The sequence below is a fragment of the Streptomyces sp. NBC_00234 genome (genome assembly GCF_036195325.1).
Classification (GTDB): Bacteria; Actinomycetota; Actinomycetes; order Streptomycetales; family Streptomycetaceae; genus Streptomyces.
Map to the genome: position 1 here is coordinate 6,911,485 of NZ_CP108101.1, position 23,696 is coordinate 6,935,180.

Consider the following 23,696-nt stretch of genomic DNA (forward strand, 5'->3'; position numbering starts at 1 on the left):
TTCCTGGCATACATTCCGTCCGACCGGGGAGGGGTCCAGGCCGCTGGTGCGGCCGGACCACGGTCGCCCGCGTACGCGCCCCGGCCGATCCGGCAGGGGAGCATTTCGGGTACGGAAGGCAGATCAGGACATGGCGGCGCTCGACACCATTCATATCGACGGCATGTGGCAGGCCGCGGCGTCAGGCGCGACGCGCGAGATCCTCGACCCCGCCGACGCCACTGTCCTCGCCCTCGTCGCCGAGGGCGGCACCGAGGACGCCGACCGGGCGATCGCCGCCGCGCGCCGCGCCTTCGACGACGGCCCCTGGCCCCACCGGCCCGTCGCCGAGCGCGCCGGACTGCTGCGCCGCGTCGCGGATCTCCTCCAGCGCGACCGCGAGGAGATCGCCCTCGTCGAGAGCCGCGACACCGGCAAGACGCTCGAAGAGGGCCGCGTGGACGTCGACGACGTGACCAACGCCTTCCGCTACTTCGCCGACCTCGTGATGAACGAGAGCGGCGGCCGGGTCGTCGACGCCGGCGACCCCGACGTACACAGCATCGTCGTGCACGAGCCGGTGGGCGTCTGCGCCCTGATCGCCCCCTGGAACTACCCGCTCCTCCAGGCCAGCTGGAAGATCGCCCCCGCACTCGCCGCGGGCAACACCTTCGTCCTGAAGCCCAGCGAGGTCACGCCGCTGTCCACCGTCCACCTGATCCGGCTGCTCTCCGAGGCAGGACTGCCGGACGGCACGGCCAACCTCGTCACCGGTGCGGGCGACCCGGTCGGCGCGCGTCTCTCCGCGCACCCGGACGTCGACCTCGTCTCCTTCACCGGCGGACTCGCCAGCGGCACCGAGGTCGCCCGGGCCGCCGCCCCCACCGTCAAGAAGGTCGCGCTGGAGCTCGGCGGCAAGAACCCCAACATCGTCTTCGCCGACGCCTGCGCCACCGAAGCGGACTTCGACACCGCCGTCGACCAGGCGCTCAACGCCGCGTTCTTCCACAGCGGGCAGGTCTGCTCCGCCGGATCCCGGCTCATCGTCGAGGAGTCCGTGCGCACGCGCTTCGTCACCGAGCTCGCCCGCCGCGCCGACGCCATCAGGCTCGGCAGGGGAACCGCGGACGGCGTCGAATGCGGACCGCTCGTCTCCGCGCAGCAGCTGGCCAAGGTCGAGGCGTACGTCGCCTCCGCGCGCGAGGAAGGCGCGGTCGTCCGCTCCGGCGGCGCCCGCCCCGAACCCTCCGCGGTACGGCCCGTGGGCGGCTACTTCTACCGGCCGACCGTCCTGGACGGCTGCCACCGCGAGATGAAGGTGGTCCGCGAGGAGACCTTCGGCCCGATCCTCACCGTCGAGACCTTCCGCACCGAGGAAGAGGCCGTCACCCTCGCCAACGACACGGACTACGGCCTCGCGGGCGCCGTCTGGACCACCGACGCGGGCCGCGCCCGCCGGGTCGCCGGACGGCTGCGGCACGGCACCGTCTGGATCAACGACTACCACCCGTACCTCCCGCAGGCGGAGTGGGGCGGCTTCGGCAAGTCCGGTACGGGCCGCGAGCTCGGCCCCACCGGGCTGGCCGAATACCGCGAGTCGAAGCACATCTACCAGAACCTCAACCCGCGCCCCCAGCGCTGGTTCGCCGGCTGACCGCCACTCCACCCCCTGTTCGCGGCACGTCATACGCGCAAGCACCTTGCAGAAGGAGCAGTGACACCGATGCACCCGACCCCCCGCACAGCCGGGCCCGAACCCGCCGACTACGTGATCGTCGGAGGCGGCACGGCCGGCTCGGTCATCGCCTCCCGCCTCACCGAGAACCCCGACGTCACCGTCACCGTGATCGAGGGCGGCCCCACCGACCTCGGCCGCGACGACGTACTCACCCTGCGCCGCTGGCTCGGGCTGCTCGGCGGCGACCTGGACTACGACTACCCCACCACCGAACAGCCGCGCGGCAACTCCCACATCCGCCACAGCCGCGCCCGGGTGCTCGGCGGCTGTTCCTCGCACAACACCCTGATCAGCTTCAAGCCGCTGCCCGGCGACTGGGACGAGTGGGCCGAGGCGGGTGCGGACGGCTGGGACGCCGCGTCCATGGACCCGTACTTCGCCCGGCTGCGCAACCACATCGTGCCCGTCGACGAGAAGGACCGGAACGCCATCGCCCGTGACTTCGTCGACGCGGCGCAGGCCGCGGCCGGAGTCCCGCGCGTCGAGGGCTTCAACAAGAAGCCCTTCCACGAAGGCGTCGGCTTCTTCGACCTCGCCTACCACCCGGAGAACAACAAGCGTTCCTCCGCCTCCGTCGCCTACCTCCACCCGCACATCGAGGCCGGTGACCGGCCGAACCTCACGATCCTGCTGGAGACCTGGGCCCACCGGCTGGAGTTCGAGGGCCACCGGGCGACCGGGGTGCACGTCCGTACCGCGGAGGGCGAGGAGCTGCTGCTGCGCGCGAAGCGCGAAGTGATCGTCTGCGCGGGCGCGGTGGACACGCCCCGCCTGCTGATGCACTCCGGAATCGGTCCGAGGAAGGACCTGGAGGCGCTCGGCATCCCGGTCGTCCACGACCTGCCGGGTGTCGGCGAGAACCTGCTCGACCACCCCGAATCGGTCATCGTCTGGGAGACCGAGGGACCCATCCCGGAGAACTCCGCGATGGACTCCGACGCGGGCCTGTTCGTGCGGCGCGACCCCGAATCCCGGGGCCCCGACCTCATGTTCCACTTCTACCAGATCCCCTTCACCGACAACCCGGAGCGCCTCGGCTACGAGCGTCCCGAGCACGGTGTCTCGATGACCCCCAACATCCCCAAGCCGCGCAGCCGGGGCCGCCTCTACCTCACGAGCGCCGACCCCGAGGTCAAACCCGCCCTGGACTTCCGGTACTTCACGGACGAGGACGACCACGACGGCCGCACGCTGGTCGACGGGATCAAGCTCGCCCGCGAGATAGCGAGGACCGAACCGCTCGCGCACTGGCTCAAGCGCGAGGTGTGTCCCGGCCCCGAGGTCACGTCCGACGAGGACATCAGCGAGTACGCCCGGAAGGTCGCGCACACGGTCTACCACCCGGCGGGCACCTGCCGGATGGGCGCGGCCGAGGACACCGCGGCCGTCGTCGATCCCCAGCTGCGCATCAGGGGGCTCGCATCCATCCGGATCGCCGACGCCTCCGTCTTCCCGACGATGCCTGCGGTGAACCCGATGATCGGCGTCCTCATGGTGGGCGAGAAATGCGCGGAACTGCTCGGTTCGACCACTGGAGGCGATGTCCGATGACCACGACCGACACCCCTGTCTTCGCCGTCAGGAACCTCTGGAAGGTCTTCGGCCCCAAGGCCGGCCGCATCCCCGGCAGCGAGCACGCGGACCTGCCCCCGGCCGAACTGCGCGAACGCACCGGCTGCACCGTCGCCGTGCGGGACGTCTCCTTCGACGTCCGCAAGGGCGAGGTGTTCGTTGTCATGGGCCTGTCCGGCTCCGGCAAGTCCACCCTCGTACGCTGTCTGACCCGGCTGATCGAGCCGACGAGCGGCGCCCTGGCCATCGACGGCGAGGACGTCCTCGCCATGGACCGCACGCGCCTGCGCGAACTGCGCCGCCACCGCGCGGCCATGGTGTTCCAGCACTTCGGACTGCTTCCGCACCGCACCGTCCTCGACAACGTCGCCTACGGTCTGGAGATCCAGGGCCTGAGCAAGGACGAACGGCGCCTCAAGGCGGCCGAACTGGTGGAGAAGGTCGGCCTGTCCGGCCTCGAGAAGCGGCGGCCCTCCCAGCTCTCCGGCGGCCAGCAGCAGCGCGTCGGTCTGGCCCGCGCCCTCGCCGTCGACCCGTCCGTCCTCCTCTTCGACGAACCCTTCAGCGCCCTCGACCCGCTGATCCGCCGGGAGATGCAGGACGAAGTCGTCCGGCTGCACCGCGAGGAGGGCCGCACCATGGTCTTCATCACCCACGACCTGAGCGAGGCGCTGCGCCTGGGCACCCGTATCGCGCTCATGCGCGACGGCGGCATCGTCCAGCTCGGCACCCCCGAGGAGATCGTCGGATCACCCGCCGACGACTACGTCCGCGAGTTCGTCCGCGACGTGCCGCGCGAACAGGTCCTGACGGTCTCCACCGCGATGCGGCCCCCGGCCGTCGGCGAGGCCGACCGCGGTCCGGCACTCCGTCCCGACGCCACCGTCTCCGAGGCCATCGAAGCCGTCGCGCGGTCCGGCGACCCGGCGGCCCGCGTGATGGACGACGGCAGGCTCGTCGGCGTCGTCGACCACGCGTGCCTCCTCGGGGTCGTCGCCGGCACGGGGGCCGCCGCCTCCCCGGAGGTGGCCGCCTGATGGCCACCGCCCGAGCGACCACCACGCCCGCCGTCGCCGGACCGCCGGGGCGCGGGGCCCTTCTGGCCCTGCGCCGCCGCCCGGCCCTCGCCAAGCTCCTGGTGCTCGCCCTGATCGCCGCCGTCGCCGTACCCGTCGTACACGCCCGCTGGGGCGGCGCGACCTGGCCCGGCGCCCTGACCGTCGATCTGACGGCCCCGCTCGGCGAGGTCAACGACTGGATCATCGCCAACCGCGACAGCCACCCGCTGTTCCTCTACTTCTTCGGCCACATCAGCAACGCCGTCGTCCTCTCGGTGCGCGGTGTCTACCTGGTGCTGCTCGCCCTCGGCTGGGCCGGAGTCACGGCCCTCGCCGCGGTCGTGGCCTGGCGGGTGGCGGGCCTGCGGCTCGCCCTCACGGCGGCGCTGTCCTTCGTCGTCTGCGGTCTGCTGGGCATGTGGGTGCCCACGATGCAGACGCTCGCCCTGATGACCGTCGCCGTCCTCGCCTCCGTGGTGCTGGGTGTCCTCCTCGGCCTCGCGGCCGGACTCTCGGACCGTACGTTCCGGGCGCTGCGCCCCGTACTCGACACCATGCAGGTGCTGCCCGCCTTCGCCTATCTGCTGCCCGTCGTGCTGGTCTTCGGCATCGGCGTGCCCGGCGCGGTCCTCGCGACCGTCGTCTACGCGGCTCCGCCCATGGCACGACTCACCGCACTCGGGCTGCGCGGCGCCGACCAGGGCGTCATGGAGGCCGTCGGCTCCCTCGGCGCCACCGGCCGGCAGCGGCTGCTCACGGCCCGGCTGCCGCTGGCCCGCAGGGAACTGCTGCTCGGCCTCAACCAGTCGATCATGATGGCCCTTTCGATGGCCGTCATCGCGTCCGTGATCGGCGCAGGCGGCCTCGGCGACCGCGTCTACCAGGCGCTGTCCTCGGTCGACGTAGGCGCCGCACTCGCGGCGGGCATCCCGATCGTGCTGCTGGCCGTCGTCCTGGACCGTACGACCGAGGCCGCCGGCCGCCGGATCGGTGCCGAGCCCACCGGCCCCGCGGTCCTCCGCGGCGCGCGCGGCTGGGGCCTGGCCGCCGTCACCGTGGCGGCCGTCGCCGTCGTGGGACGGTTCACGGGCGGCCGGATCTGGCCCGAGAGCGCGATCGTCGCCATCGCCGGACCGGTCAACACCGCCAAGGAGTGGATGGTCGACCACCTCTACACCGGAGTCCCGGTCGTCGGCGGCACCGCCGACTGGGCCGCCCACTTCACCGGCTGGGTGCTCAACCCGCTGCGCAGCGGACTCCAGGGCCTTCCCTGGTGGTCCGTCCTGCTGGTCGTCGCCGCCCTCGCCTGGACGATCGGCACCTGGCGCACGGCGCTGACCGCCGTACTGGCCATGGCGGCCATCGGCGTCCTCGGCGTCTGGGAGCCCTCGATGGACACCCTCAGCCAGGTCGTCGCCGCCGTCGCCGTCACCCTGGTCCTGGGCTTCGGCATCGCCATCGGCGCCGCACGCAGCGAACGGTTCGAACGTCTGCTGCGCCCCGTCCTGGACGTCTTCCAGACCATGCCGCAGTTCGTCTACCTCATCCCCGTCGTCGCCCTCTTCGGCGTGGGCCGCGCCCCGGCCGCCGCCGCGGCCGTCGTCTACGCGCTGCCCGCCGTCGTCCGCATCACCACCCAGGGACTGCGGGGCGTGGACCCCGCCGCCATGGAGTGCGCCCGTTCGCTGGGCGCCACCAGCGGCCAGCAGCTGCGCCAGGTCCAACTGCCGCTGGCCCGGCCCGCGCTGCTCCTCGCCGTGAACCAGGGCGTCGTCCTGGTCCTCGCCGTGGTCATCATCGGCGGGCTCGTCGGCTCGGGAGCGCTCGGATACCTCGTCGTGCTCGGCCTCGCCCAGGGCGACCTGGCCACCGGCCTGGTGGCCGGAGCCGCGATCGTCTGCCTGGGACTGATGCTGGACCGGGTCACCCAGCCCACCACGCGCACCGCGCGGAAGGAGAGCTGACATGGCTCGTACGCCGATCCGAACCCGTACCCGTGTGCTCGCGGCCGTCTCCTCGGCCGCCGCCCTGCTCGCCGTCACCGGCTGCGGCGCCGCGGACATGACGAAGCAGGGCTCCCCCTTCGCGGCCCCCGCGGGCATCAGGACCGTGACGCTCTCCGTGCAGTCCTGGGTCGGCGCGCAGGCCAACACGGCCGTCGCCCAGAAGATCCTGGAGGACGAACTCGGCTACCGCGTCGACCTCGTCCAGACGGACGAGGTCCCCGCCTGGGACGCCCTGAGCCAGGGCCGGGTCGACGCGATCCTGGAGGACTGGGGCCACCCCGACCAGGAGAAGCTGTACGTCGACGAGAAGAAGACCATCGTCCCCGGCGGCGACCTGGGCGTCACCGGCCACATCGGCTGGTACGTGCCGAAGTACTGGGCGGACGAGCACCCCGACGTCACGGACTGGAAGAACCTCGACAAGTACGCCGAGGAGCTGCGCACCCCGGAGAGCGGCGACAAGGGCCAGCTCATGGACGGTTCACCGTCCTACGTCACCAACGACACCGCGCTGGTGAAGAACCTCGGCCTGGACTACAAGGTCGTCTTCGCCGGGTCCGAGGCCGCCCAGATCACCCAGATCCAGCAGTTCGCCAAGGAGAAGAAGCCCTTCCTGAGCTACTGGTACCAGCCGCAGTGGCTGTTCAACGACGTACCGATGGTGGAGGTGAAACTCCCCGAGTACACCGAGGCGTGCGCGGCCAAGGACCCGAAGGACATCGACTGCGCCTACCCGACGACACCCTTGCAGAAGTACCTCAACGCCGACTTCGCCCGGCGCGGCGGCGAGGCCGCGGACTTCCTCAAGAAGTTCAGGTGGACCGAGGACGCGCAGAACGAGGTGTCCAGGATGATCGCCTCGGAGAAGCTCACCCCGCAGCAGGCGGCCGGGCGCTGGGTCGACGAGAACCCGCACGTCTGGAAGAAGTGGCTGAAGAAGTAGGCATGTGGTGAACGGGGGCGCTGCCGCGGACCGTCGTCCGCGGCAGCGCCCGTGCGTCACCGTGCCCGCACCGTCGCCAGCACCTCGCGGTCCGGCTGCAGGGTCAGGGACGGTACGTGACCGATGGTCCCCGGGTCCACGTCCAGATCGAAGCGGCGCGCGAGCACGGCCAGGATCAGGACGGCCTCCACCATCGCGAAGCGCGTACCGAGGCAGACCCGGGGGCCGCCGCCGAACGGGAACCACGCGTACTCCGCGATCTCGTCGCCGTTCTCCGGGTCCCAGCGCTCGGGCCGGAAGGTCTCCGGCTCGGGGAACCAGCGCGCGTCGCGCTGGGTGGACCACTGGCTGGTCCACACCCTCGTCCCCTCGGGCATCGGAAGGCCGCCGATCCGCGCCCCCTCCTTGGCCACCCCGGTGACCAGCCAGATCGTCGGGTACAGGCGCAGGGTCTCCTTCACCACCGACTGGGCGTAGGTCAGTTGGGCGTAGTCGTCGAAGCCGGGCTCCCGGTCGCCGAGCACCCGGTCCAGCTCCTCGGTGAGGGCCGCGCGCGCCTGCGGGTTGCGGGCGAGCAGGTACCAGGCCCACACCAGCGTCGAACTGGTCGTCTCGTGGCCGCCGATGTAGAGGGTGACCGTCTCGTCGCGGATCTCCTCGTCGCTGAGGTGGGCACCCGTCTCGTCGACCGCGGTGAGCAGCCGGCTCAGCAGGTCGGGGCGCTCCCCGTCGCCGTCGCGGTGGCGCGCCACCACCCGGCCGACCTCGGCGTCGATGACGGCGGCGGCCTTCTTGATCCTGGCCCTGCCCGGTGTGGGCACCCAGTCGGGGAGGATCGCGCCGATGCCGCTGAACTCCTTGCCGATCTCCTGCTGGGCGACGTCCATCGCCCGGCCCATGGACTCCGCGTCGGCCGGGGTGTCCACACCGAAGATGGTGCGGACCGCGATCTTCTGCGTCAGCGCCGCCATCTCCCGCTTGATGTCGACGCGTTCACCGTCCGACCAGGCGTCCGCCACCTCCACCGCGCACGAGGCCATCGTCGACGCGTACGACTTCACCTGCTTGGGCCGCACGGACGGCTGGACCAGCGAGCGCTTGCGCCGCCAGTCCGCACCGCGCGCCACCACGACGCCGTTTCCCATCACCGTGCGGAACGCGATGCCCAACGCCGGCTGGTCGAAGGTGCGTTCCGTCTCGGTGAGCAGCTCGCCTATGCAGTCGGGGTCGGACACGAACACGCAGCGGTTCCGGCCGAAGCGCCAGCTCACCATGTCCCCGTGACCGCGGAGCCGCTCGAAGAAGGCGAGCGGGTCCTTCGCGAACTGGGGAAGATTCCCGAGGAACGGCAACCCTCCGGGGCCCGGCACGAGCGCGTGGCCGCGCGGTCCGGCGACGACATCCGTGCCGCTGTCCGTACCCGTACCCGCATCCGTATCCCTGGACATGAAAAGGACTCCGCTCCCTGGTGGCGCACCGGCCGGTACGCAGTGACCGTCCCCATCGAACACGACGGGGGAGCACTCCGGCAGGGCGTACGAACGGCATGGCCGGGAACCGTCATCGGCCTTGAGGAGTACGTGAGTTGTCGAGCCTAGCCGCAACAGGAACGGTATTCGAACAGAGGGCTGCGAAGGTGGCGGCACGGACGCCTGCCACCCGACGCGCTCGGGACGGGCGGCAGGCGTGGCACCGGCCCCGTCCCGAGCGGCATTCGGTCAGACGCCCTGCGGTACCCGGGAAGGACGACCCCGGCCGCGCGTCACGGAGTAGCCGAAGACGGCCGCCAGCGCACCGAGCACGCCGCCGCCCACGGTCCACAGCCAGCGGTCCGTCCACCAGCCGGAGGCCCAGCCGTCGTCCGGTTCGCCGGCGAGCGTGCCCCGGTCCTCCTCGGTCCCGTCGTCCGCCGCCCGTTCCACGGAGGACACGCCGGGCACCAGGGGTTCGGCGAGCGCGCCGTCCACGTCGTGGGCGCCGCCCCCTTCGACGGAGGTGACCTCCAGCTCCGAACCCACGGGCAGCCCGAGGTCCGTCGCGGGCAGGTCGAGGACCGTCAGACGGACGTAGTAGCTGCCGGGCAGCGGATCGTCCGCCCACGGCTCCGACCAGGCGCGTACGGTCCGCAGGACACAGGTCAGTTCGACCGTGGCCGCGTCCGCCGCGGCCTTGCGCGTCTGGTGGCCGTACATGCACGCCTGCCGGCGCCGCAGTCCGTCGTACACGTCGATCTGCCAGGTGGACGCGCCGTGCCGGGTCGCGCTCTCGGGGAGCGTGACCTTCGCACGGACGGTCGCCCGCTGTCCCGCGTCGGCGGGGAACACCCAGTAGAGGTAGTCGCCCGTGGAGGCTTCGGCGGTGGCGCGCTGCCCCTGCTGGACCGCGGTGGCGGTACGGAAGGTGGTGCCCGCCTCCGTGGGTCCGGCCCCGTCGTCGGAACCGGCACTCGCGCCGGGGCTCGGGCTGCCGCTGGTGGTGGCCGAGGGGGCGAGCGCCGTCGCGGAACCCGTGGAGGTCAGCAGGGCGAGGCCGGCCAGCAGGCCGCTCGCCAGTACACGTGTCGTACGCATCAGTTGGTCCTCCATACGGCGACGCGCCAGCGCGAGATCCAGCCGGTCAGCAGGCCCGCGACCAGTCCGGTGAGGACCAGTACGCCGAGCAGCCACCAGCCGCGGCCGAGGCCGAACGCGGCGACGTCCGCCGCCTCGTCCGGAGCGTCCACCACGTCGATGGTCAGCTCGACCGGAAGTCCGGGCGAGGTCTTCACCGACGCAGGGGCAGAGAAGGAGTTGGCGACCTGGAGGCAGACCGCCTCGGGGCTCAGGTCCTCCTCGTCCGTGCCGTCCTGCTCGGCCTTGGGGTAGCGCAGCCCGGACGAGATCACATCCGTACGGCCGGTACCCGCCCCGGTACCGCGGACGATCTCGCGGCCGTGCACGGTCACGGCCCGCAGCAGGACGCCGTAGTCGTTGTTGACGGCACGGTCGGCCGCCACGCTCACCGAGGCGCGCAGCTCCTGGCCGGGCAGTACGTCCACCCGGTACCAGCGGTGCTCGCCGAACTTCTCGCGGTCGGTATAGAGGCCGGCCTTGAGCGCCGGGGCCTCGGAACAGCTGTCCGCGCCCTCGGTCGCCACCGGAGTGACGACGGGCTCGGCCGCACGGTCCACCAACTGCTTGACGCGTCCGGAGAGTTCCTCCGTGTGCGTGACGGCCGTGTAGGTACCGCCGGTGGCCTCCGCGATGCAGGTCAGCTGCTGGCGGATCTTCGCGTTGGGCACCAGGCCCAGGGTGTCGATCACCAGATGGACACCGCGGGCGGCGATGTCGCGGGCCACCTCGCAGGGGTCGAGAGGGCCGCAGGTGTCCTCGCCGTCGGTGATGAGGACGATCCGCCGGGTGGCGTCGCCGCCCTCCAGGTCGTCGGCCGCGCCGAGCAGCGCCGGACCGATCGGGGTCCAGCCGGTGGGCGCCAGGGTGGCGACCGCGGTCTTGGCCTCGGTGCGGTCCAGCGGGCCGACCGGGTAGAGCTGCTTGGTGTCCTTGCAGCCCGTCTTGCGGTCGTCGCCCGGGTAGTCGGCGCCGAGCGTCCGGATGCCGAGCTGCACCTCTTCGGGCACGGCGTCCAGCACTTCGTTGAACGCCTGCTTCGCGGCAGCCATTCGGGACTGGCCGTCGATGTCGCGGGCGCGCATGGAGCCGCTGACGTCGAGGACGAGCTCGACCTTGGGGGAGGGGGAGCCGGTGGGTTCGTCGGCCGCGGCGGGCAGGGCGGTGCCGAGCCACGCGGCCAGGGTGGCGAGCAGAACGCACACCCCGGCCCGCAGCCGTTTTCTTATGATCATCGCCGGATCCTATTGAAGATCCGGTGGCATCCCAAAACCGGTCCGGGGAAGGCCGGTTCGTGACCTGGGCTCAGCCTCCGAGTACCGGCCCGGCGGCCCGTTCCAGTACGGAACCGACCCGCTCCCAGGTTTCCATGTCCCTTTCCAGCGGGGGCAGTTGGTGGTCCTCCTTGCCGGTGTTCCAGGAGGTCGCCACGGCCACCGGATCGCCGCCGCCGGCCGCCGAGGCGGCGAGTGCGGCGGCGCCGCGCGCGACCAGCTCGCCACCGCCGGGCACGAGGAGCGGGCGCCCGGAGAGGCGGCGCACGGTCTCCACCCAGGTGCGGCCGCCGGCCCCGCCGCCGATCAGTCGCAGCGGACGCGCGGCGACCGCGGGGTCGGCCGGGTCGAGGCCGCATGCCCGCAGCAGTTCGTCGAGCGCACGGAGGACGGTGAAGGCCGCGCCCTCGTAGGCGGCGCCCAGCAGTTGCTGCGGGGTGGTGTCGTGCCGCAGACCGGTGAGCAGGCCGGCGGCAAAGGGCAGGTCCGGCGTGCGTTCACCGTCCAGGTAGGGCAGCAGTACGGCCTCGCCGCCGGGCACCGCGTCGTCGCGGTGCAGGCCCAGCAGGGCGGCCACCTTGTCGACGGCGAGCGTGCAGTTGAGGGTGCAGGCCAGCGGGAGGTACGTACCGTCGGCGGCGGCGAAGCCGGAGAGGGCCGCCGACACGGGCCGGGTCCGGGACGCGGCGAACACCGTTCCCGAGGTGCCCAGGCTGAGCACCGGGTGGTCCAGGAGCCCGGCGCCGCCCAGGCCCAGACCGACGGCCGCGCTCATGTTGTCCCCGGTGCCCGCGGCGACGGCGATCCCGGCCGGCAGGCCGAGGGCCTCGGCGGCGGCGACGGTCAGGGAGCCGGTCCGGGTCGCCCCGGTGGCGGCCACCTCCGGCAGCAGGGCCCCGTCCAGGCCGAGGAGCGCGAGCAGTTCGGGGTCGTAGGCGCCGGTGGCCGTGGAGTACCAGCCGGTCCCCGAGGCGTCCCCGGGGTCGGTGAAGGCGGTGCCCGTGAGCCGCTCGGTCAGGAAGTCGTGGGGGAGGCGCACGGCGGCGGCGGCCTCGACGGCGCCGGGGTCGTTCTCGCGCAGCCACTGCCACTTCGTCGCGGTGAGGGAGGCGACCGGCACCGAGCCGGTGCGCGCGGTCCACGCGCCGGGGCCGCCGAGAGCGGCGGTGAGGGCGGTGGCCTGCGGGGCGGACCGGGTGTCGTTCCACAGCATCGCCGGGCGCAGCGGGCGGCCCTCCCGGTCGAGCAGGACCAGGCCGTGCTGCTGCCCGGCGACGGCGATCGCGGTGACGGCCGAGGCGCCCGTCCCGGACTCCGCGAGCCCGGCGGTCACCGCCCGGGACAGGGCCTGCCACCAGATCTCGGGGTCGCTCTCGCGGGCCCCGCCCTCGCCGGTGACCGTGTGCGGGGCGCGGCCGACGGCGAGCAGCTCGCCGGTCACGGCGTCGGTCACCGCCGCCTTGGTGGACTGGGTGGAGCTGTCCACGCCGATGACGACGCTGCGCGGCGGCATGGGCTACCTCTTCTCGCCTGGGGAACCGGTGTGCGAGGGGCACACGCGGAGATTTGGTCGTGCGGCAAACAAATTACGTGATCGAAACCCTCTGGACCAGGGGTGGATCAGGTTTTGTGGTGGCGGGGGGTTACGTCCCCGGGGTGCTCCGTGCATGATTAGTCATGACACTGAACAAATAGGGTCGGCCGGTGCTGCCGGTACCGGACCCGACAGCACTCGAAGGCGGCCAGACGATGACGGAACGCTTCACGCCCACACCGGAGGACAAGTTCAGCTTCGGTCTGTGGACGGTGGGCTGGCAGGGGCGCGACCCGTTCGGTGACGCGACCCGCGAGGCGATCGACCCGGTCGAGTCCGTGCAGCGGCTCGCCGCGCTCGGCGCCTACGGAGTCACGTTCCACGACGACGACCTCATCCCGTTCGGCTCGACGGACGCGGAGCGGGAGGGTCTCGTCAAGCGGTTCCGGCAGGCGCTGGACGCGAACGGGCTCGTGGTCCCGATGGCGACGACGAACCTCTTCACCCACCCGGTCTTCAAGGACGGCGCCTTCACCGCCAACGACCGGGACGTGCGCCGGTACGCGCTCCGCAAGACCCTCCGCAACATCGATCTCGCCGTCGAGCTCGGCGCCACCACCTACGTGGCGTGGGGCGGGCGCGAGGGCTCCGAGTCCGGGGCCGCGAAGGACATCCGGGTCGCGCTCGACCGGATGAAGGAAGCGTTCGACCTGCTGGGCGACTACGTCACCGAGCAGGGCTACGACCTGCGCTTCGCCATCGAGCCCAAGCCGAACGAGCCGCGCGGCGACATCCTCCTGCCGACCATCGGTCACGCCCTCGCCTTCATCGAGCGCCTGGAGCGCCCGGAACTGGTCGGCGTGAACCCGGAGACGGGCCACGAGCAGATGGCCGGGCTCAACTTCCCGCACGGCATCGCCCAGGCGATGTGGGCCGGAAAGCTCTTCCACATCGACCTCAACGGCCAGTCCGGCATCAAGTACGACCAGGACTTGCGCTTCGGCGCCGGCGACCTGCGCCAGGCGTTTTGGCTGGTGGACCTGCTGGAGAGCGGCGGCTACGAGGGCCCCCGCCACTTCGACTTCAAGCCGCCGCGGACCGAGGACTACGCGGGCGTCTGGGCCTCGGCCGAGGGCTGCATGCGCAACTACCTGATCCTCAAGGAGCGGGCGGCGGCCTTCCGCGCGGACCCGGCCGTCCAGGAGGCGCTGCTCGCCTCGCGCCTGGACGAGCTGGCCCTGCCGACCGCCGAGGACGGGGTGGCCGGACTGCTCGCCGACCGTTCGGCGTACGAGGAGTTCGACATCACGGCGGCGGCGGAACGCGGCATGGCGTTCGAGGCGCTCGACCAGCTGGCGATGGACCACCTGCTCGGCGTGCGCTGACCCGGACCGCGCAAGCGGTCCACGACGGGTGGGGGGAGGGAGCCGGCCGGCTCCCCCCCCACCCGCGTCATACGAGGGCGTCGAAGCGCCGCACGAAGCGCCGCTGCCAGGGGGTCTCGACGGCGCGGGGGTGGTAGGCGCGGCGGACGAACGCCACGGCCCGGTCCGCCGGGACCCCGTCGAGCACGGCCATGCAGGCCAGTGCTGTGCCGGTACGCCCGATGCCACCGCCGCAGGCGACCTCCACGCGCTCCGTGGCGGCCCGCGCCAGAACCTCGGCGAAGACCTCCCGGGCCCGCACCCGGTCCGTGGGAAGCCGGAAGTCCGGCCAGTGCAGCCACCGCGACTCCCAGGCGACGGGAGGGGGCTGCCGGCCCAGCAGGTACACCCCGAAGGCGGGCTCCGGCCCTGCGGGAAGCGGGTTGCGCAGCCCCCGGCCGCGTACCAGCAGGCCGGACGGCAACGTCAGTACACCGGTGTCGTCGGGGCCCCAGGTCTCGGTCATCCGGACACCCTACCGACGGCGGTCCCCGGACGGCCGGGCGCGGTGGTCCGCTCTTCCGGGCACGGCGGTCCGGCCGTCACGCCGGACGCGCGGGCACGTTCCGCCCCGCGTACGCCACCGGATCGGCCAGCACGTCCTGCATCACCAGGGCCGCCGCGCCCCGCGCCGCGTCCCCCGCGACGGACGAGGCGCGCAGACGCCCGCTGCCCGGGGACCACAGTCCGGAGACGACCCGGCCCGTCAGCTCCTCGTCGGCGGGAGGCGCGAGCCACGGCATCAGGCTCCGGTAGATCCCGCCGAGCACCACCGCCTCCGGGTCGATCAGGTTCACCGCGCCCGACAGCACCCTGCCCAGCATCCGGCCGGCCTCGGCCACGGCCGCCACCGCGCGCGCGTCGCCCGCCCGCGCACGCCTCTCCAGTTCGGCCACCGGGCCCCGGTGGTCCGCGTCGATGCCCGCCGCACGCACCAGCGCGGCCTGCCCCGCGTACTGCTCCAGGCAGCCCCGGGACCCGCAACGGCACTCGGGACCCGCCGGGTCCACCACCACGTGCCCGATCTCCCCGGCGAAACCGTGCGCACCGCGCAGCAGTTCACCGTCGATGACCAGGGCTCCGCCGACCCCGATCTCGCCCGTCAGATAGAGGAAGCTGCGGGCCTTGTCGAGGCCGCCGAACCACAGCTCGGCCAGCGCCGCGAGATTGGCCTCGTTCTCCGAACTCACCGGCAGTGCCGCCCGGCCGGGCCGCAGAGCGGCGAGCGCGCCCGCGAACAGTTCCTCGGCCGGTACCTGGTTCCAGCCGAGGTTGGGCGCCTGGCGCACCGCACCACCGGACACCAGGCCCGGCAGGGCGAGCGCCGCCCCGACCGGGTGCAGATCCTGTTCGCGCGCCGAGTCCAGCGTGCCGGCGGCGATCCGCGCCGCCCGGGCCAGCACCTCGGCGGGCGGCGCTCCCCGGTTGTCGAGGTGCTCGGTCTGGCGGACCCGTCCCGTGCCCGCCAGGTCCACCACGCACACCGACACGTAGTCGATGTTGATCTCCACACCGAGCCCGGCCGGGCCCGTACGCGCCACCTTGAGCGCGGTGCCGGGGCGCCCGGCCTGTCCGCTGAAGGTCTTCCCCGACTCCGTGAGGAAACCGCTCTCGATGAGCTGCTCCACGAGCGAGGACACCGCGGCCCGGGTCAGTCCCACGCGGCCGGCCACTCCGGCCCTCGTCGCTTCCCCGGCCTCGCCCTCGTCCCGGACGGCCCGCAGCACGAGACTCAGATTGTGGCGTCGCACGGTGTCCTTGTCCGCCTTGGGCCCCAGGGGTGCGAGGTTGCTCTTCATATTGTCGCTGACCCTATCTCCCGGCCGCCCGCCGCAGGCCGCCGAACAGCACGGGGGCCGCCCCACCGCCCGGCGGACCGGGCGACGGGGCGGCCCGTCGGGTCGGCGGCCCGTGCGGGCCCCGGCCGGGGAGGCGGCACCGGTCAGGCCGAGGCGCCGCGCTCCTTGAGCATGTCCGCCATGAGCCCGATCTCCGACTGCTGGCCGCGGACCATGCCCGCCGCCAGGTTCCTGATCTCGTCCGTACCCGCCGCATCGGCCGCGGCCTGAGCCATCTCGGCGCCCGCGCGGTGGTGGACGGTCATCAGCCGCAGGTACAGGATCTCGGCCGCCGTGCCGTCGGCCGCCCGGAGCTCGTCCATCTCCGCGTCGGTGGCCATGCCCGGCATCAGCGAGCCGTCACCCCTGGCCTCGACGGTGTGCCCCATCCACTCCATCGGCGGCCGTTCCGAACTCTTCGGCCTGCCCCACGTCTCCAGCCAGCCCAGCATCATGCCGCGCTGGTTGGCCTGGGTGTTGATGATGTCGTACGCCAGACGGCGCACGTCCTCGTCGTCCGTCCGGTCCCGGACGACGAAGGACATCTCGACGGCCTGCTGGTGATGGATCGACATGTCACGGGCGAAGCCCACGTCGGCGGAGGTCTCGGCCGGCGCGGCGGACGAGGACGTACCGGACGCGGACGGGGCCGCCGAGGACGGCTGCCCGATCGTGAGCACCACGAGGCCCAGCGCCAGCAGGAACACCACGGCACCTGCCAGCACCATCGGGCGGGGGACGCGTACGGCGGAGGTCACTTGTCCAGCCCGCCCGAGCACGCGGCACCCGGCTCGGGGGTCTGCGGGCCCTGCACGTACTTGGCGAAGAACTGGGCGACGCGCGCGTCGGTGGCGCTCTTCACCGTGACCTGCTTGCCCCAGGCGCTGAGGATCAGCGGGTCGTCCTGGTCCGCGACGGGGCTCATCAGGGAGTACGGGGTGGACGAGACGCGCTTCTTGAACGCCTCGACGTCGGCGTCCTTCGCCTTCTCGTTGTACGTGACCCAGACGGCGCCGTGCTCCAGGGAGTGGACCGCGTTCTCCTTCGGTATCTCCGCGGCGTAGACGTCGGCGTCGCAGTTCATCCACACCTGGTTGTGATCACCGCCGACGGGCGGGTTCATCGGGTAGTCGACCTTCTTGCTCACATGGTTCTGCTTCAGCTTGTCCCAGCTCCGCTCACCCTTGACCGGGGAGGACTTGGCCTGCTCCTCGGCCTTCTCCTTGTCGTCGGCCGCGGACATCAGATAGCCGCCCCCGGCGACGAGTGCGGCCACCACGGCGACGGAGGCGCTGATGGTGATGATGCGGACGCGGCGCTCGCGTGCCCGCTCCTTGCGGCGGGCTTCGTCGAGCTTGGCCCGGCGGGCGGAGGCGGGGGTGTTCTGGTTCTTGTTCTTGGCGGAAGCCATGGCGGGTCCTTGGTTCAACGGGACGTACGCGCGGGCGTGCGCGACACGTGGGGAAGGAAGAGACAAGGGGTGGCCCGCTTCCGGCACCGGCGGACGGCCGGATGCGAGGGAAGGGGGCCAGGTCTCTAGATCCGTTGGATCTGCAGACGGAGACGGTCGACCGCGCCCACGCCGTCGTTGGAGGGACCGCGGATCGCGGCGGCTCCGGTGAGCGGGACGGCCGGGGCCACCGCCAGAGCGGTGGGAAGGCCGACGGGCGCGGGCGGTCCGGGGAGCACGACGGCCGAGGAGTGGTCCGACGCGCCGTGGCACGAACTGCCCATGCCCCGGTGGTCCGGAGCGTGGGCCACCACGAGCGAGGCGGCGCTCTCCGGTGTCGGGGTCATGGCCCGGGCGGGCGCCGGGAACGCGGCGTCGCCGGGCGGCGAGGCCACCGCCGAGGTGCTCAGCGAGCAGCAGAACACCATCGCCAGGAGGACCAGGACCCATCCCAGGGCGGCGGGCACGCGTGCGCCGCTCCGTCGCCGGTCCGTCCGCTCGCTCAGCCTGGTCATCGCCGCCATCGTAGTGGTGTGTGAAGATTCAAGGAATGTGGGGTCACAGGTTCGCGGGATAGTGTGCCCCGGTGACAACGCACTCGAACGTATCTGCGGGCTGGTATCCGGATCCCCATGGCGCGCCTCAGTTGCTGCGCTACTGGGACGGCTCTCAGTGGACGGAACACACGAACCCGGCACAGGGTCAGCAGCCCCCGGCCGCCCAGGGGCAGGCCCAGGGGCAGTTCCCCGCGCAGGCCCAGCACCAGGCGCAGGTTCCGCACCAGGCTCCCCAGCAGGCCGGGCAGCCCCAGCAGGGCGTCCCGGGTGCGGGCTCGCTCTTCAACCAGCAGGTCCTGGTCGTGAACCAGAAGGCCAAGCTGATCGAGGTGACGGCCGAGTACAGCGTCTTCGACCAGCAGGGCAACACCCTCGGTTCGGTCGTGCAGGTCGGCCAGAGCGCCCTGCGCAAGGTGCTCCGGTTCGTCGCGAGCATCGACCAGTACCTGACGCACCGGCTGGAGATCCGCGACGCGCACGGCCGGCCGCAGCTGCTCCTGACCCGGCCCGCCAAGTTCATCAAGTCCCGGGTCGTCGTCCAGCGCCCGGACGGACAGCCCGTCGGCGAGATCGTCCAGCAGAACGCCATCGGCAAGATCAACTTCGCGATCATGGCCGACGGCCGGAAGATCGGTGCGATCAAGGCGGAGAACTGGCGCGCCTGGAACTTCGCGATCGTCGACCACAACGACGCCGAGATAGCCCGGATCACGAAGACCTGGGAAGGTCTCGCGAAGACCATGTTCACCACGGCCGACAACTACGTGCTCCAGATCCACTACCAGCTGCCCGAGCCGCTGCTGAGCCTCGTCGTCGCCGCCGCCCTGACCGTCGACACCGCGCTCAAGCAGGACGCCCGCGGCCTGGGCTGAGCCGCCCGCCACGCAACGACGAGGTGCCCCCGCATGCGTGCGGGGGCACCTCCCCGTGTGCCGGGGGCTTCGTACACTGAGCACCGCAGGAAACCCCGGGGAGCAGAGCGAAAGGACGGCGTCCGTGGCCGCGGTCGACTTGAGTACGCATCCGGGGCATCTGGCGAGACGTCTCCAGCAGGCCCATCACCTGCTGTGGAACACGATGGTCTCCGAGGAGATCACCTCGCCCCAGTTCGCCGTGCTGAACACCCTGGTCGCCGAACCCGGGCTCGACCAGCGGACGGTGGGCGAGCGGGTCGGCCTCGACCGCTCCACCATCGCCGAACTGATCAGCCGGCTGCTGCGCCGGGAGCTCCTGGACAAGGTGCGCGACCCGCACGACGGCCGCCGGTTCCTGCTCCACCTGACGGAGGACGGTACACGCACCCACGGCAGGCTCGCGCAGCGCGCCGCCCGCATGAACCACGTCTTCCTCGGTCCGCTCTCCGCCGAGGAGCAGCGGGTCTTCCTCGAACTGATGCGCAGGGTCTCGGACGCGGCCGAGACCCTGCGGGGCTGAGGCTTCCGGGCTCAGCCCTCGTCGTACGACCGGTGGATGCCGAACACGGCGCCCTGCGGGTCACGGAGGACCGCGATCCGGGGACCGTCCGGGATGCTGGTGGGCGGCAGCAGCTGGTCGCCGCCCGCGCTCAGCGCCGTGGCGGTCGCGGCGTCGACGTCCGTGACGACGAAGTACGGGAGCCAGTGCGGGGGTGCCTCGGCCGGGACCGCCTCGTCCATCGCCGTCATGCCGCCGAAGTCGGCGCCGTCCACGCCCCAGTGGGGATAGGACTCGGGGGACTTGACCGTCCAGCCGAGGACGGCCGGGTAGAAGGCGAGGGCGTTCGCCGTGTCGCGGGTGGAGAGTTCGACCCAGCCCAGGGCGCCCGGATCGTTGAGGAGTTCGGCGCCCGCGAAGCCGCGGGGCTGCCAGAGCGAGAACACCGCCCCGGCCGGGTCGGCGACCACGGCGAACCGGCCCAGATCGAAGACATCCGTCGGACCGGCCAGCAGCGAGCCGCCCGCGGACATCACCTTCTCCACCGTGGCATCGGCGTCCCGGGTGGAGAAGGAGACGGTCCAGGCGGTGGGCTGCCCCGGCTGGAGGGCCGGGGCGAGCGCCGCCACCGCGGCGTCGCCGATGTGCGCCATGGTGTAGCCGCCGGCCTCCGGGCGGGGATCGGTCTCGGACCGCCAGCCGAACAGTGCCGCGTAGAACGACGCGGCTGCCGGGATGTCCGAGGTGGTCAGCTCGGCCCAGCAGGGGCCGGTGTCCAGGGGCTTGGAGAACTTCATTCCGCTCCCTTTGTGATCATGCGGATGTACGCGCGTGGGGCCGGTCCCGGGGGCCGGGTCCGCCGTGTCCTCCCTGCACGCTAGGACCGCCCGGACGCACCGGCCGTCGGGCCACTCCGGCCAGGAATGTTTTACGGGTGTAACACCTGCTAAGGTATATGGGTGAGTGATACAGCTATTCGGTACAGGCGGCCCTCCGTCCGCAGCCTCGGAGTGGCCGGTGCGCTGCGGCTCGCACGCCCCTCGGACACCTGGTTCAAACCGGCGCTGAGCGTCGTCGTCGCCTCCGCCGTGCCCAACCTGCTGCTCTTCGCCGTGGACCGGCTCGACCTCGTGATGTACACGATGGCGGGATCGCTCTGCGCGCTCTACGGCCACCATCTGCCGTACGCGCGGCGGGCCGGCACCGTCGCGCGCGTGGTCCTCGGCATGCTCGCCGGCCTCGCGGTCGCTCTGGTCACCGCGTCGGTCACGGACTCGACCGCGGTCCTGATCGCGGTCGCCGCACTGCTGGCCGCCGGCCAGAAGGCGCTCTGCGACGCGAGCCGTGTCGGGCCGCCCGGGCACGTGATCTTCGCCTTCGTCACCTCCGCCGCCCTGTTCGCGCCGCAGGAACTCGGCCAGGTCCCCGGGCACCTCGCCCTCACCCTCGCCGCCGGGGCCTTCTCCTGGCTCGTCACCGCCGGCCCCGCACTGCTGCGCAGGGAAGGCCCGGAACGCCGGGCCACCGCCCGCGCCCTCGACGCCGTGGCCGCCTGCACCGCCGCCCCCGGGCACCGCACGCGGCACGCGGCAGCCGCCGCCGTGCACGGCGCCTGGCAGTCACTCCTCGCCACGGGCCGCCCCACCCCCGTACGCCGGGAGCTGGAACGCCTGATGGTCCATGCCGAGACCGCACTCGCCGCCACGCCCCTCGACGGGGATACGGCCGACGGCGCCGGATCGCGCGGCGCGGCCGTGGCCGGCCCCGCGCAGCTGCGCGCCTGGGCGGCCTCCACGCGAGCGCGCGGTCCCCTGCCCTCTCCGCCGCCACTGCCGGGCACCACGGCGGAGCTCCTCGGCGGCGACCGCCCCGCACGGGCCGCCCACCGCGAACGGCCCAGCCGCCGGGGCACCCTGCTGCGCTCCCTCGCCCCGGGCTCCCCGCTGCTGCCCATCGCCTTCCGCACGCTCGTCGGCTGCGCGCTGGCCGGATACGCCTGCGCCGCACTCGGCGTCGGCCGCCCGTACTGGGCGATCGTCACCGCCGCCTCCCTCTACCAGGCCAACGTCACCCTGTCCTGGAACCGGACCCTGCAGCGCACGCTCGGCAACCTCGTCGGCGTCCTGGTCTTCGCCGCCGTCCTCCCGGTCAGCCGGACCGGCCCGCTCGCCCTGATCGGCTGCTGCCTCTTCTTCAACTTCGCGGCCGAGGCCCTGATCACCCGCAACTACTGGCTCGGCTCGATCGCCGTCACCCCGATGGCCCTCCTGGTCCTGGAGTTCGGCGGCAGCCATCCGGCGGGCGAACTCGTCGGGGACCGGGTCGTCGACACCCTCGTCGGCGCCGTCGTCGGTTTCCTCGCCGCCACGGCGGTCACCAACCGGCGTGCTTCGGGGCATGTCGAGAAGGCCCTCGCCGCGACCGAGGCGGCCCGCGCCCACGCCGTACGGACCGTCGCCGACCCGGCATCCGGGGCGGCCGAGCTCGACGGCGCGCGCCGCGCGCTCACCGGCTCCCTCGTCGAACTCCGCCTGGCCACCGACGCCGCGGCCGGCGAATGGTGGCAACGCGCCCTGCCGGAGGAACAGCTCCTCGCGGCGGAGCGGGCCGGACACCGTACGCTCGCCGCAACAGCACGAAGGCAAGGGCTGACCGCCCTCGGGCCTCCTCAGAACGGAGCGGTGTGACCGACGACATCGTGGCCTCGGTGGTACGGCAGTGGCAGGCCGTCAACCCGGAGCTCGACACCGGCCCTATGGAGCTCATCGGCCGCATCAACCGCTGCGCCGCGCTCCTCCAGCAGGCGGAGGACGCCCCGCTGCGCTCCGCCGGACTGACGCGCGGCGAATTCGACGTGCTCGGCGCGGTCCGTCGTACCGACCGCGAACTCACGCCCGGCGAACTGGCCCGCGAGACGTTCTCCTCCGGCGCCGCGGTGACCAAGCGCCTGCGCACCCTCCAGGAACGCGGCCTGGTCGACCGCCGCAGCGACGCCCGCGACCGCAGGGTCGCCCATGTCCGTCTCACCGAGGAGGGACGCGACCTGGTCGACCGGCTGCTGCCCCAGCAGCTCGCGTACGAACGCACCGTGCTCTCCGGCCTCGACGACGGGGCCCGCAGCCGGCTGAGCGCGCAGCTCAGCGAGCTGCTGGTGCAGCTGGAGGGCCGCATCGGCGGCGCCCGCCGCTGAGACGACGGGACGTCAGGGCGGGTCCGCCCGGTCGAGGAGCGCGGCCGAGCGCCGTAACTGTTCCGCGAGTTCCGCCAGCGCCGCGTCGCCTCCGCGATCGGCGGGCGCCGAGGCGGTCAGGGCCAGCCGGTCGCGGGGGCCCGCCCCGCCGAGGGGGACGGCGACGGCGTGCAGGCCGCTGACCGACTCGCCCCGGCTCACCGCGTGGCCGAGGCCGCGGATCTCCGCCAGCTCCTCCAGCAGCGCCGCACGCGAGGTGAGCGTCCGGGGGGTGGCCGCGGGCAGCCGCTCCTGCGGATAGAGGGCGCACACCTGGTCGGTGGTCATCCGGGAGAGCAGCAGCTTGCCGCCCGACGTCGCGTGGGCGGGATGCGTGCGCGACATCTCCAGCACCACCCGCACCGGCCGCGACGACTCGCGGCCGTCGGTGACGAGGACCCGGTCCCCGATCAGCACGGCGCTCTGCACGGTCTCGCCGGTGCGCCGGGCGGCCTCCTCCAGCACGTCTCCGAGCCGGGCCCGCAGCGCCGTGCCGAAACCGGCGGGCCGGCCGAGCCGCATCAGCTCGGGTCCTGCCGCGTACCCGCGTCCGGAGGGATCCCGGGTCGCGAATCCACGCCCCTCCAGGGTGAAGAGCACCCGGTGCGCCGTGGACCGGCCGACGCCCAGCAGTTCGGCGGCCCCGGAGACCGTGAGTGTGTCGTGGGTGAGGAAGAGCCCCATCAGCCGGAGGCCGGTGTCCAGCGACTCGATGACGCAGCCCCGCGTCGCCGCGACGGCTTCTTTTCGGTGAATCAGTCCCTCGGTCATGAATCTGCTCCTTTCGATCCGGTTCGATCACCTGTGCCTCTGTCCCGCCCCGAGGGACGGAATTAATCGCTCAGGAATCGAATGGGTCGTTTATGTTCACTGTTCGGCGCGATGCCGTACGGGTCGTATCCGACGCTTCGTCAAGCGGCGCCGCGTGCCTGGTTCTTGAGCATCCCGCACTGCGGGACGCGGGAGTGACGGGCGGGCGCGACCTCGCCGCCGATTACTCCCCGCGCACGCCCGGCGCCGTTGAGTGCAAAAACTGGTGAGTGTATTACTGCCGGAGTGCTCGCGCAGGGGG

21 protein-coding genes are annotated in these 23,696 nt (G+C 72.5%); 10 read left to right on the forward strand and 11 right to left on the reverse strand.

Annotation, left to right across the window (positions count from 1 at the left end; genetic code table 11):
* Nucleotides 1–130: 130 nt before the first annotated feature.
* From OG230_RS30305 to OG230_RS30325, 5 genes are all read left to right on the forward strand, one after another.
* Nucleotides 131–1,633: an aldehyde dehydrogenase family protein gene (locus OG230_RS30305; RefSeq protein ID WP_328906915.1), complete on the forward strand. Its 1,503-nt coding sequence runs from the start codon at nucleotides 131–133 to the stop codon at nucleotides 1,631–1,633.
* Nucleotides 1,634–1,702: 69 nt separating this feature from the next.
* Complete coding sequence (locus OG230_RS30310; RefSeq protein WP_328906916.1) at nucleotides 1,703–3,268, forward strand: GMC family oxidoreductase; 1,566 nt, start codon at nucleotides 1,703–1,705, stop codon at nucleotides 3,266–3,268.
* Nucleotides 3,265–4,326, forward strand: a complete 1,062-nt coding sequence (locus OG230_RS30315; protein ID WP_328906917.1) for a quaternary amine ABC transporter ATP-binding protein — start codon at nucleotides 3,265–3,267, stop codon at nucleotides 4,324–4,326. The genes OG230_RS30310 and OG230_RS30315 overlap by 4 nt, the downstream gene beginning before the upstream one ends.
* The gene (locus tag OG230_RS30320) at nucleotides 4,326–6,311 is read left to right on the forward strand and encodes an ABC transporter permease (protein WP_328906918.1); all 1,986 of its coding nucleotides are present in this window, start codon (nucleotides 4,326–4,328) and stop codon (nucleotides 6,309–6,311) included. Before OG230_RS30315 ends, OG230_RS30320 begins: the two co-directional genes overlap by 1 nt.
* Before the next feature lies 1 nt (nucleotide 6,312).
* Nucleotides 6,313–7,296 carry an ABC transporter substrate-binding protein gene (locus OG230_RS30325; protein WP_328906919.1) on the forward strand — a complete coding sequence of 328 codons (984 nt, stop codon included), beginning with the start codon at nucleotides 6,313–6,315 and terminating at the stop codon, nucleotides 7,294–7,296.
* A 56-nt stretch (nucleotides 7,297–7,352) separates the two neighbouring features.
* On the opposite strand, the gene OG230_RS30330 is transcribed toward OG230_RS30325, so the two are convergent.
* From OG230_RS30330 to xylB, 4 genes are all read right to left on the reverse strand, one after another.
* Nucleotides 7,353–8,744 (reverse strand): cytochrome P450, encoded by a 1,392-nt coding sequence (locus OG230_RS30330; protein ID WP_328906920.1) that lies wholly within the window; start codon nucleotides 8,742–8,744, stop codon nucleotides 7,353–7,355.
* Between the two features lie 270 nt (nucleotides 8,745–9,014).
* On the reverse strand, nucleotides 9,015–9,866 hold the full coding sequence (locus tag OG230_RS30335; protein WP_328906921.1) for a hypothetical protein: 852 nt from the start codon (nucleotides 9,864–9,866) through the stop codon (nucleotides 9,015–9,017).
* Nucleotides 9,866–11,140 (reverse strand): VWA domain-containing protein, encoded by a 1,275-nt coding sequence (locus OG230_RS30340; protein ID WP_328906922.1) that lies wholly within the window; start codon nucleotides 11,138–11,140, stop codon nucleotides 9,866–9,868. Before OG230_RS30340 ends, OG230_RS30335 begins: the two co-directional genes overlap by 1 nt.
* Nucleotides 11,141–11,210: 70 nt before the next feature.
* Nucleotides 11,211–12,692 carry a xylulokinase gene (gene xylB, locus OG230_RS30345; RefSeq protein WP_328906923.1) on the reverse strand — a complete coding sequence of 494 codons (1,482 nt, stop codon included), beginning with the start codon at nucleotides 12,690–12,692 and terminating at the stop codon, nucleotides 11,211–11,213.
* Between the two features lie 236 nt (nucleotides 12,693–12,928).
* Between xylB and xylA the strand changes: the two genes are divergently transcribed.
* Nucleotides 12,929–14,098, forward strand: a complete 1,170-nt coding sequence (gene xylA, locus OG230_RS30350; RefSeq protein WP_328911590.1) for a xylose isomerase — start codon at nucleotides 12,929–12,931, stop codon at nucleotides 14,096–14,098.
* A 67-nt stretch (nucleotides 14,099–14,165) separates the two neighbouring features.
* Here the strand turns inward: xylA and OG230_RS30355 are convergent, their stop codons facing one another.
* The 5 genes from OG230_RS30355 to OG230_RS30375 form a co-directional block, all read right to left on the reverse strand.
* Complete coding sequence (locus OG230_RS30355; protein ID WP_328906924.1) at nucleotides 14,166–14,603, reverse strand: protein-tyrosine phosphatase family protein; 438 nt, start codon at nucleotides 14,601–14,603, stop codon at nucleotides 14,166–14,168.
* Nucleotides 14,604–14,679: 76 nt separating this feature from the next.
* Nucleotides 14,680–15,936, reverse strand: a complete 1,257-nt coding sequence (locus OG230_RS30360; RefSeq protein ID WP_328906925.1) for an ROK family protein — start codon at nucleotides 15,934–15,936, stop codon at nucleotides 14,680–14,682.
* A 143-nt stretch (nucleotides 15,937–16,079) separates the two neighbouring features.
* Nucleotides 16,080–16,703 carry a DUF305 domain-containing protein gene (locus OG230_RS30365; RefSeq protein WP_328911591.1) on the reverse strand — a complete coding sequence of 208 codons (624 nt, stop codon included), beginning with the start codon at nucleotides 16,701–16,703 and terminating at the stop codon, nucleotides 16,080–16,082.
* Between the two features lie 26 nt (nucleotides 16,704–16,729).
* A complete protein-coding gene (locus OG230_RS30370; protein ID WP_328906926.1) occupies nucleotides 16,730–17,386 on the reverse strand; it encodes a DUF3105 domain-containing protein in 657 nt (218 codons plus the stop codon).
* A gap of 125 nt (nucleotides 17,387–17,511) precedes the next feature.
* Complete coding sequence (locus tag OG230_RS30375; protein ID WP_328906927.1) at nucleotides 17,512–17,940, reverse strand: hypothetical protein; 429 nt, start codon at nucleotides 17,938–17,940, stop codon at nucleotides 17,512–17,514.
* 71 nt (nucleotides 17,941–18,011) lie between these two features.
* Between OG230_RS30375 and OG230_RS30380 the strand changes: the two genes are divergently transcribed.
* Nucleotides 18,012–18,854: a phospholipid scramblase-related protein gene (locus OG230_RS30380; protein ID WP_328906928.1), complete on the forward strand. Its 843-nt coding sequence runs from the start codon at nucleotides 18,012–18,014 to the stop codon at nucleotides 18,852–18,854.
* Nucleotides 18,855–18,978: 124 nt separating this feature from the next.
* On the forward strand, nucleotides 18,979–19,416 hold the full coding sequence (locus tag OG230_RS30385) for a MarR family winged helix-turn-helix transcriptional regulator (RefSeq protein WP_328906929.1): 438 nt from the start codon (nucleotides 18,979–18,981) through the stop codon (nucleotides 19,414–19,416).
* An 11-nt stretch (nucleotides 19,417–19,427) separates the two neighbouring features.
* On the opposite strand, the gene OG230_RS30390 is transcribed toward OG230_RS30385, so the two are convergent.
* Nucleotides 19,428–20,192, reverse strand: a complete 765-nt coding sequence (locus OG230_RS30390) for a VOC family protein (RefSeq protein WP_328906930.1) — start codon at nucleotides 20,190–20,192, stop codon at nucleotides 19,428–19,430.
* 162 nt (nucleotides 20,193–20,354) lie between these two features.
* On the opposite strand from OG230_RS30390, the gene OG230_RS30395 reads away from it, so the two are divergent.
* Both OG230_RS30395 and OG230_RS30400 read left to right on the forward strand, forming a co-directional pair.
* The gene (locus OG230_RS30395) at nucleotides 20,355–22,082 is read left to right on the forward strand and encodes an FUSC family protein (RefSeq protein WP_328906931.1); all 1,728 of its coding nucleotides are present in this window, start codon (nucleotides 20,355–20,357) and stop codon (nucleotides 22,080–22,082) included.
* Entirely contained in the window at nucleotides 22,079–22,585 is a 507-nt protein-coding gene (locus tag OG230_RS30400) for a MarR family winged helix-turn-helix transcriptional regulator (protein WP_328906932.1), read from the forward strand. The genes OG230_RS30395 and OG230_RS30400 overlap by 4 nt, the downstream gene beginning before the upstream one ends.
* Nucleotides 22,586–22,597: 12 nt before the next feature.
* On the opposite strand, the gene OG230_RS30405 is transcribed toward OG230_RS30400, so the two are convergent.
* Nucleotides 22,598–23,395, reverse strand: a complete 798-nt coding sequence (locus tag OG230_RS30405) for an IclR family transcriptional regulator (RefSeq protein ID WP_328906933.1) — start codon at nucleotides 23,393–23,395, stop codon at nucleotides 22,598–22,600.
* Nucleotides 23,396–23,696 lie beyond the last annotated feature (301 nt).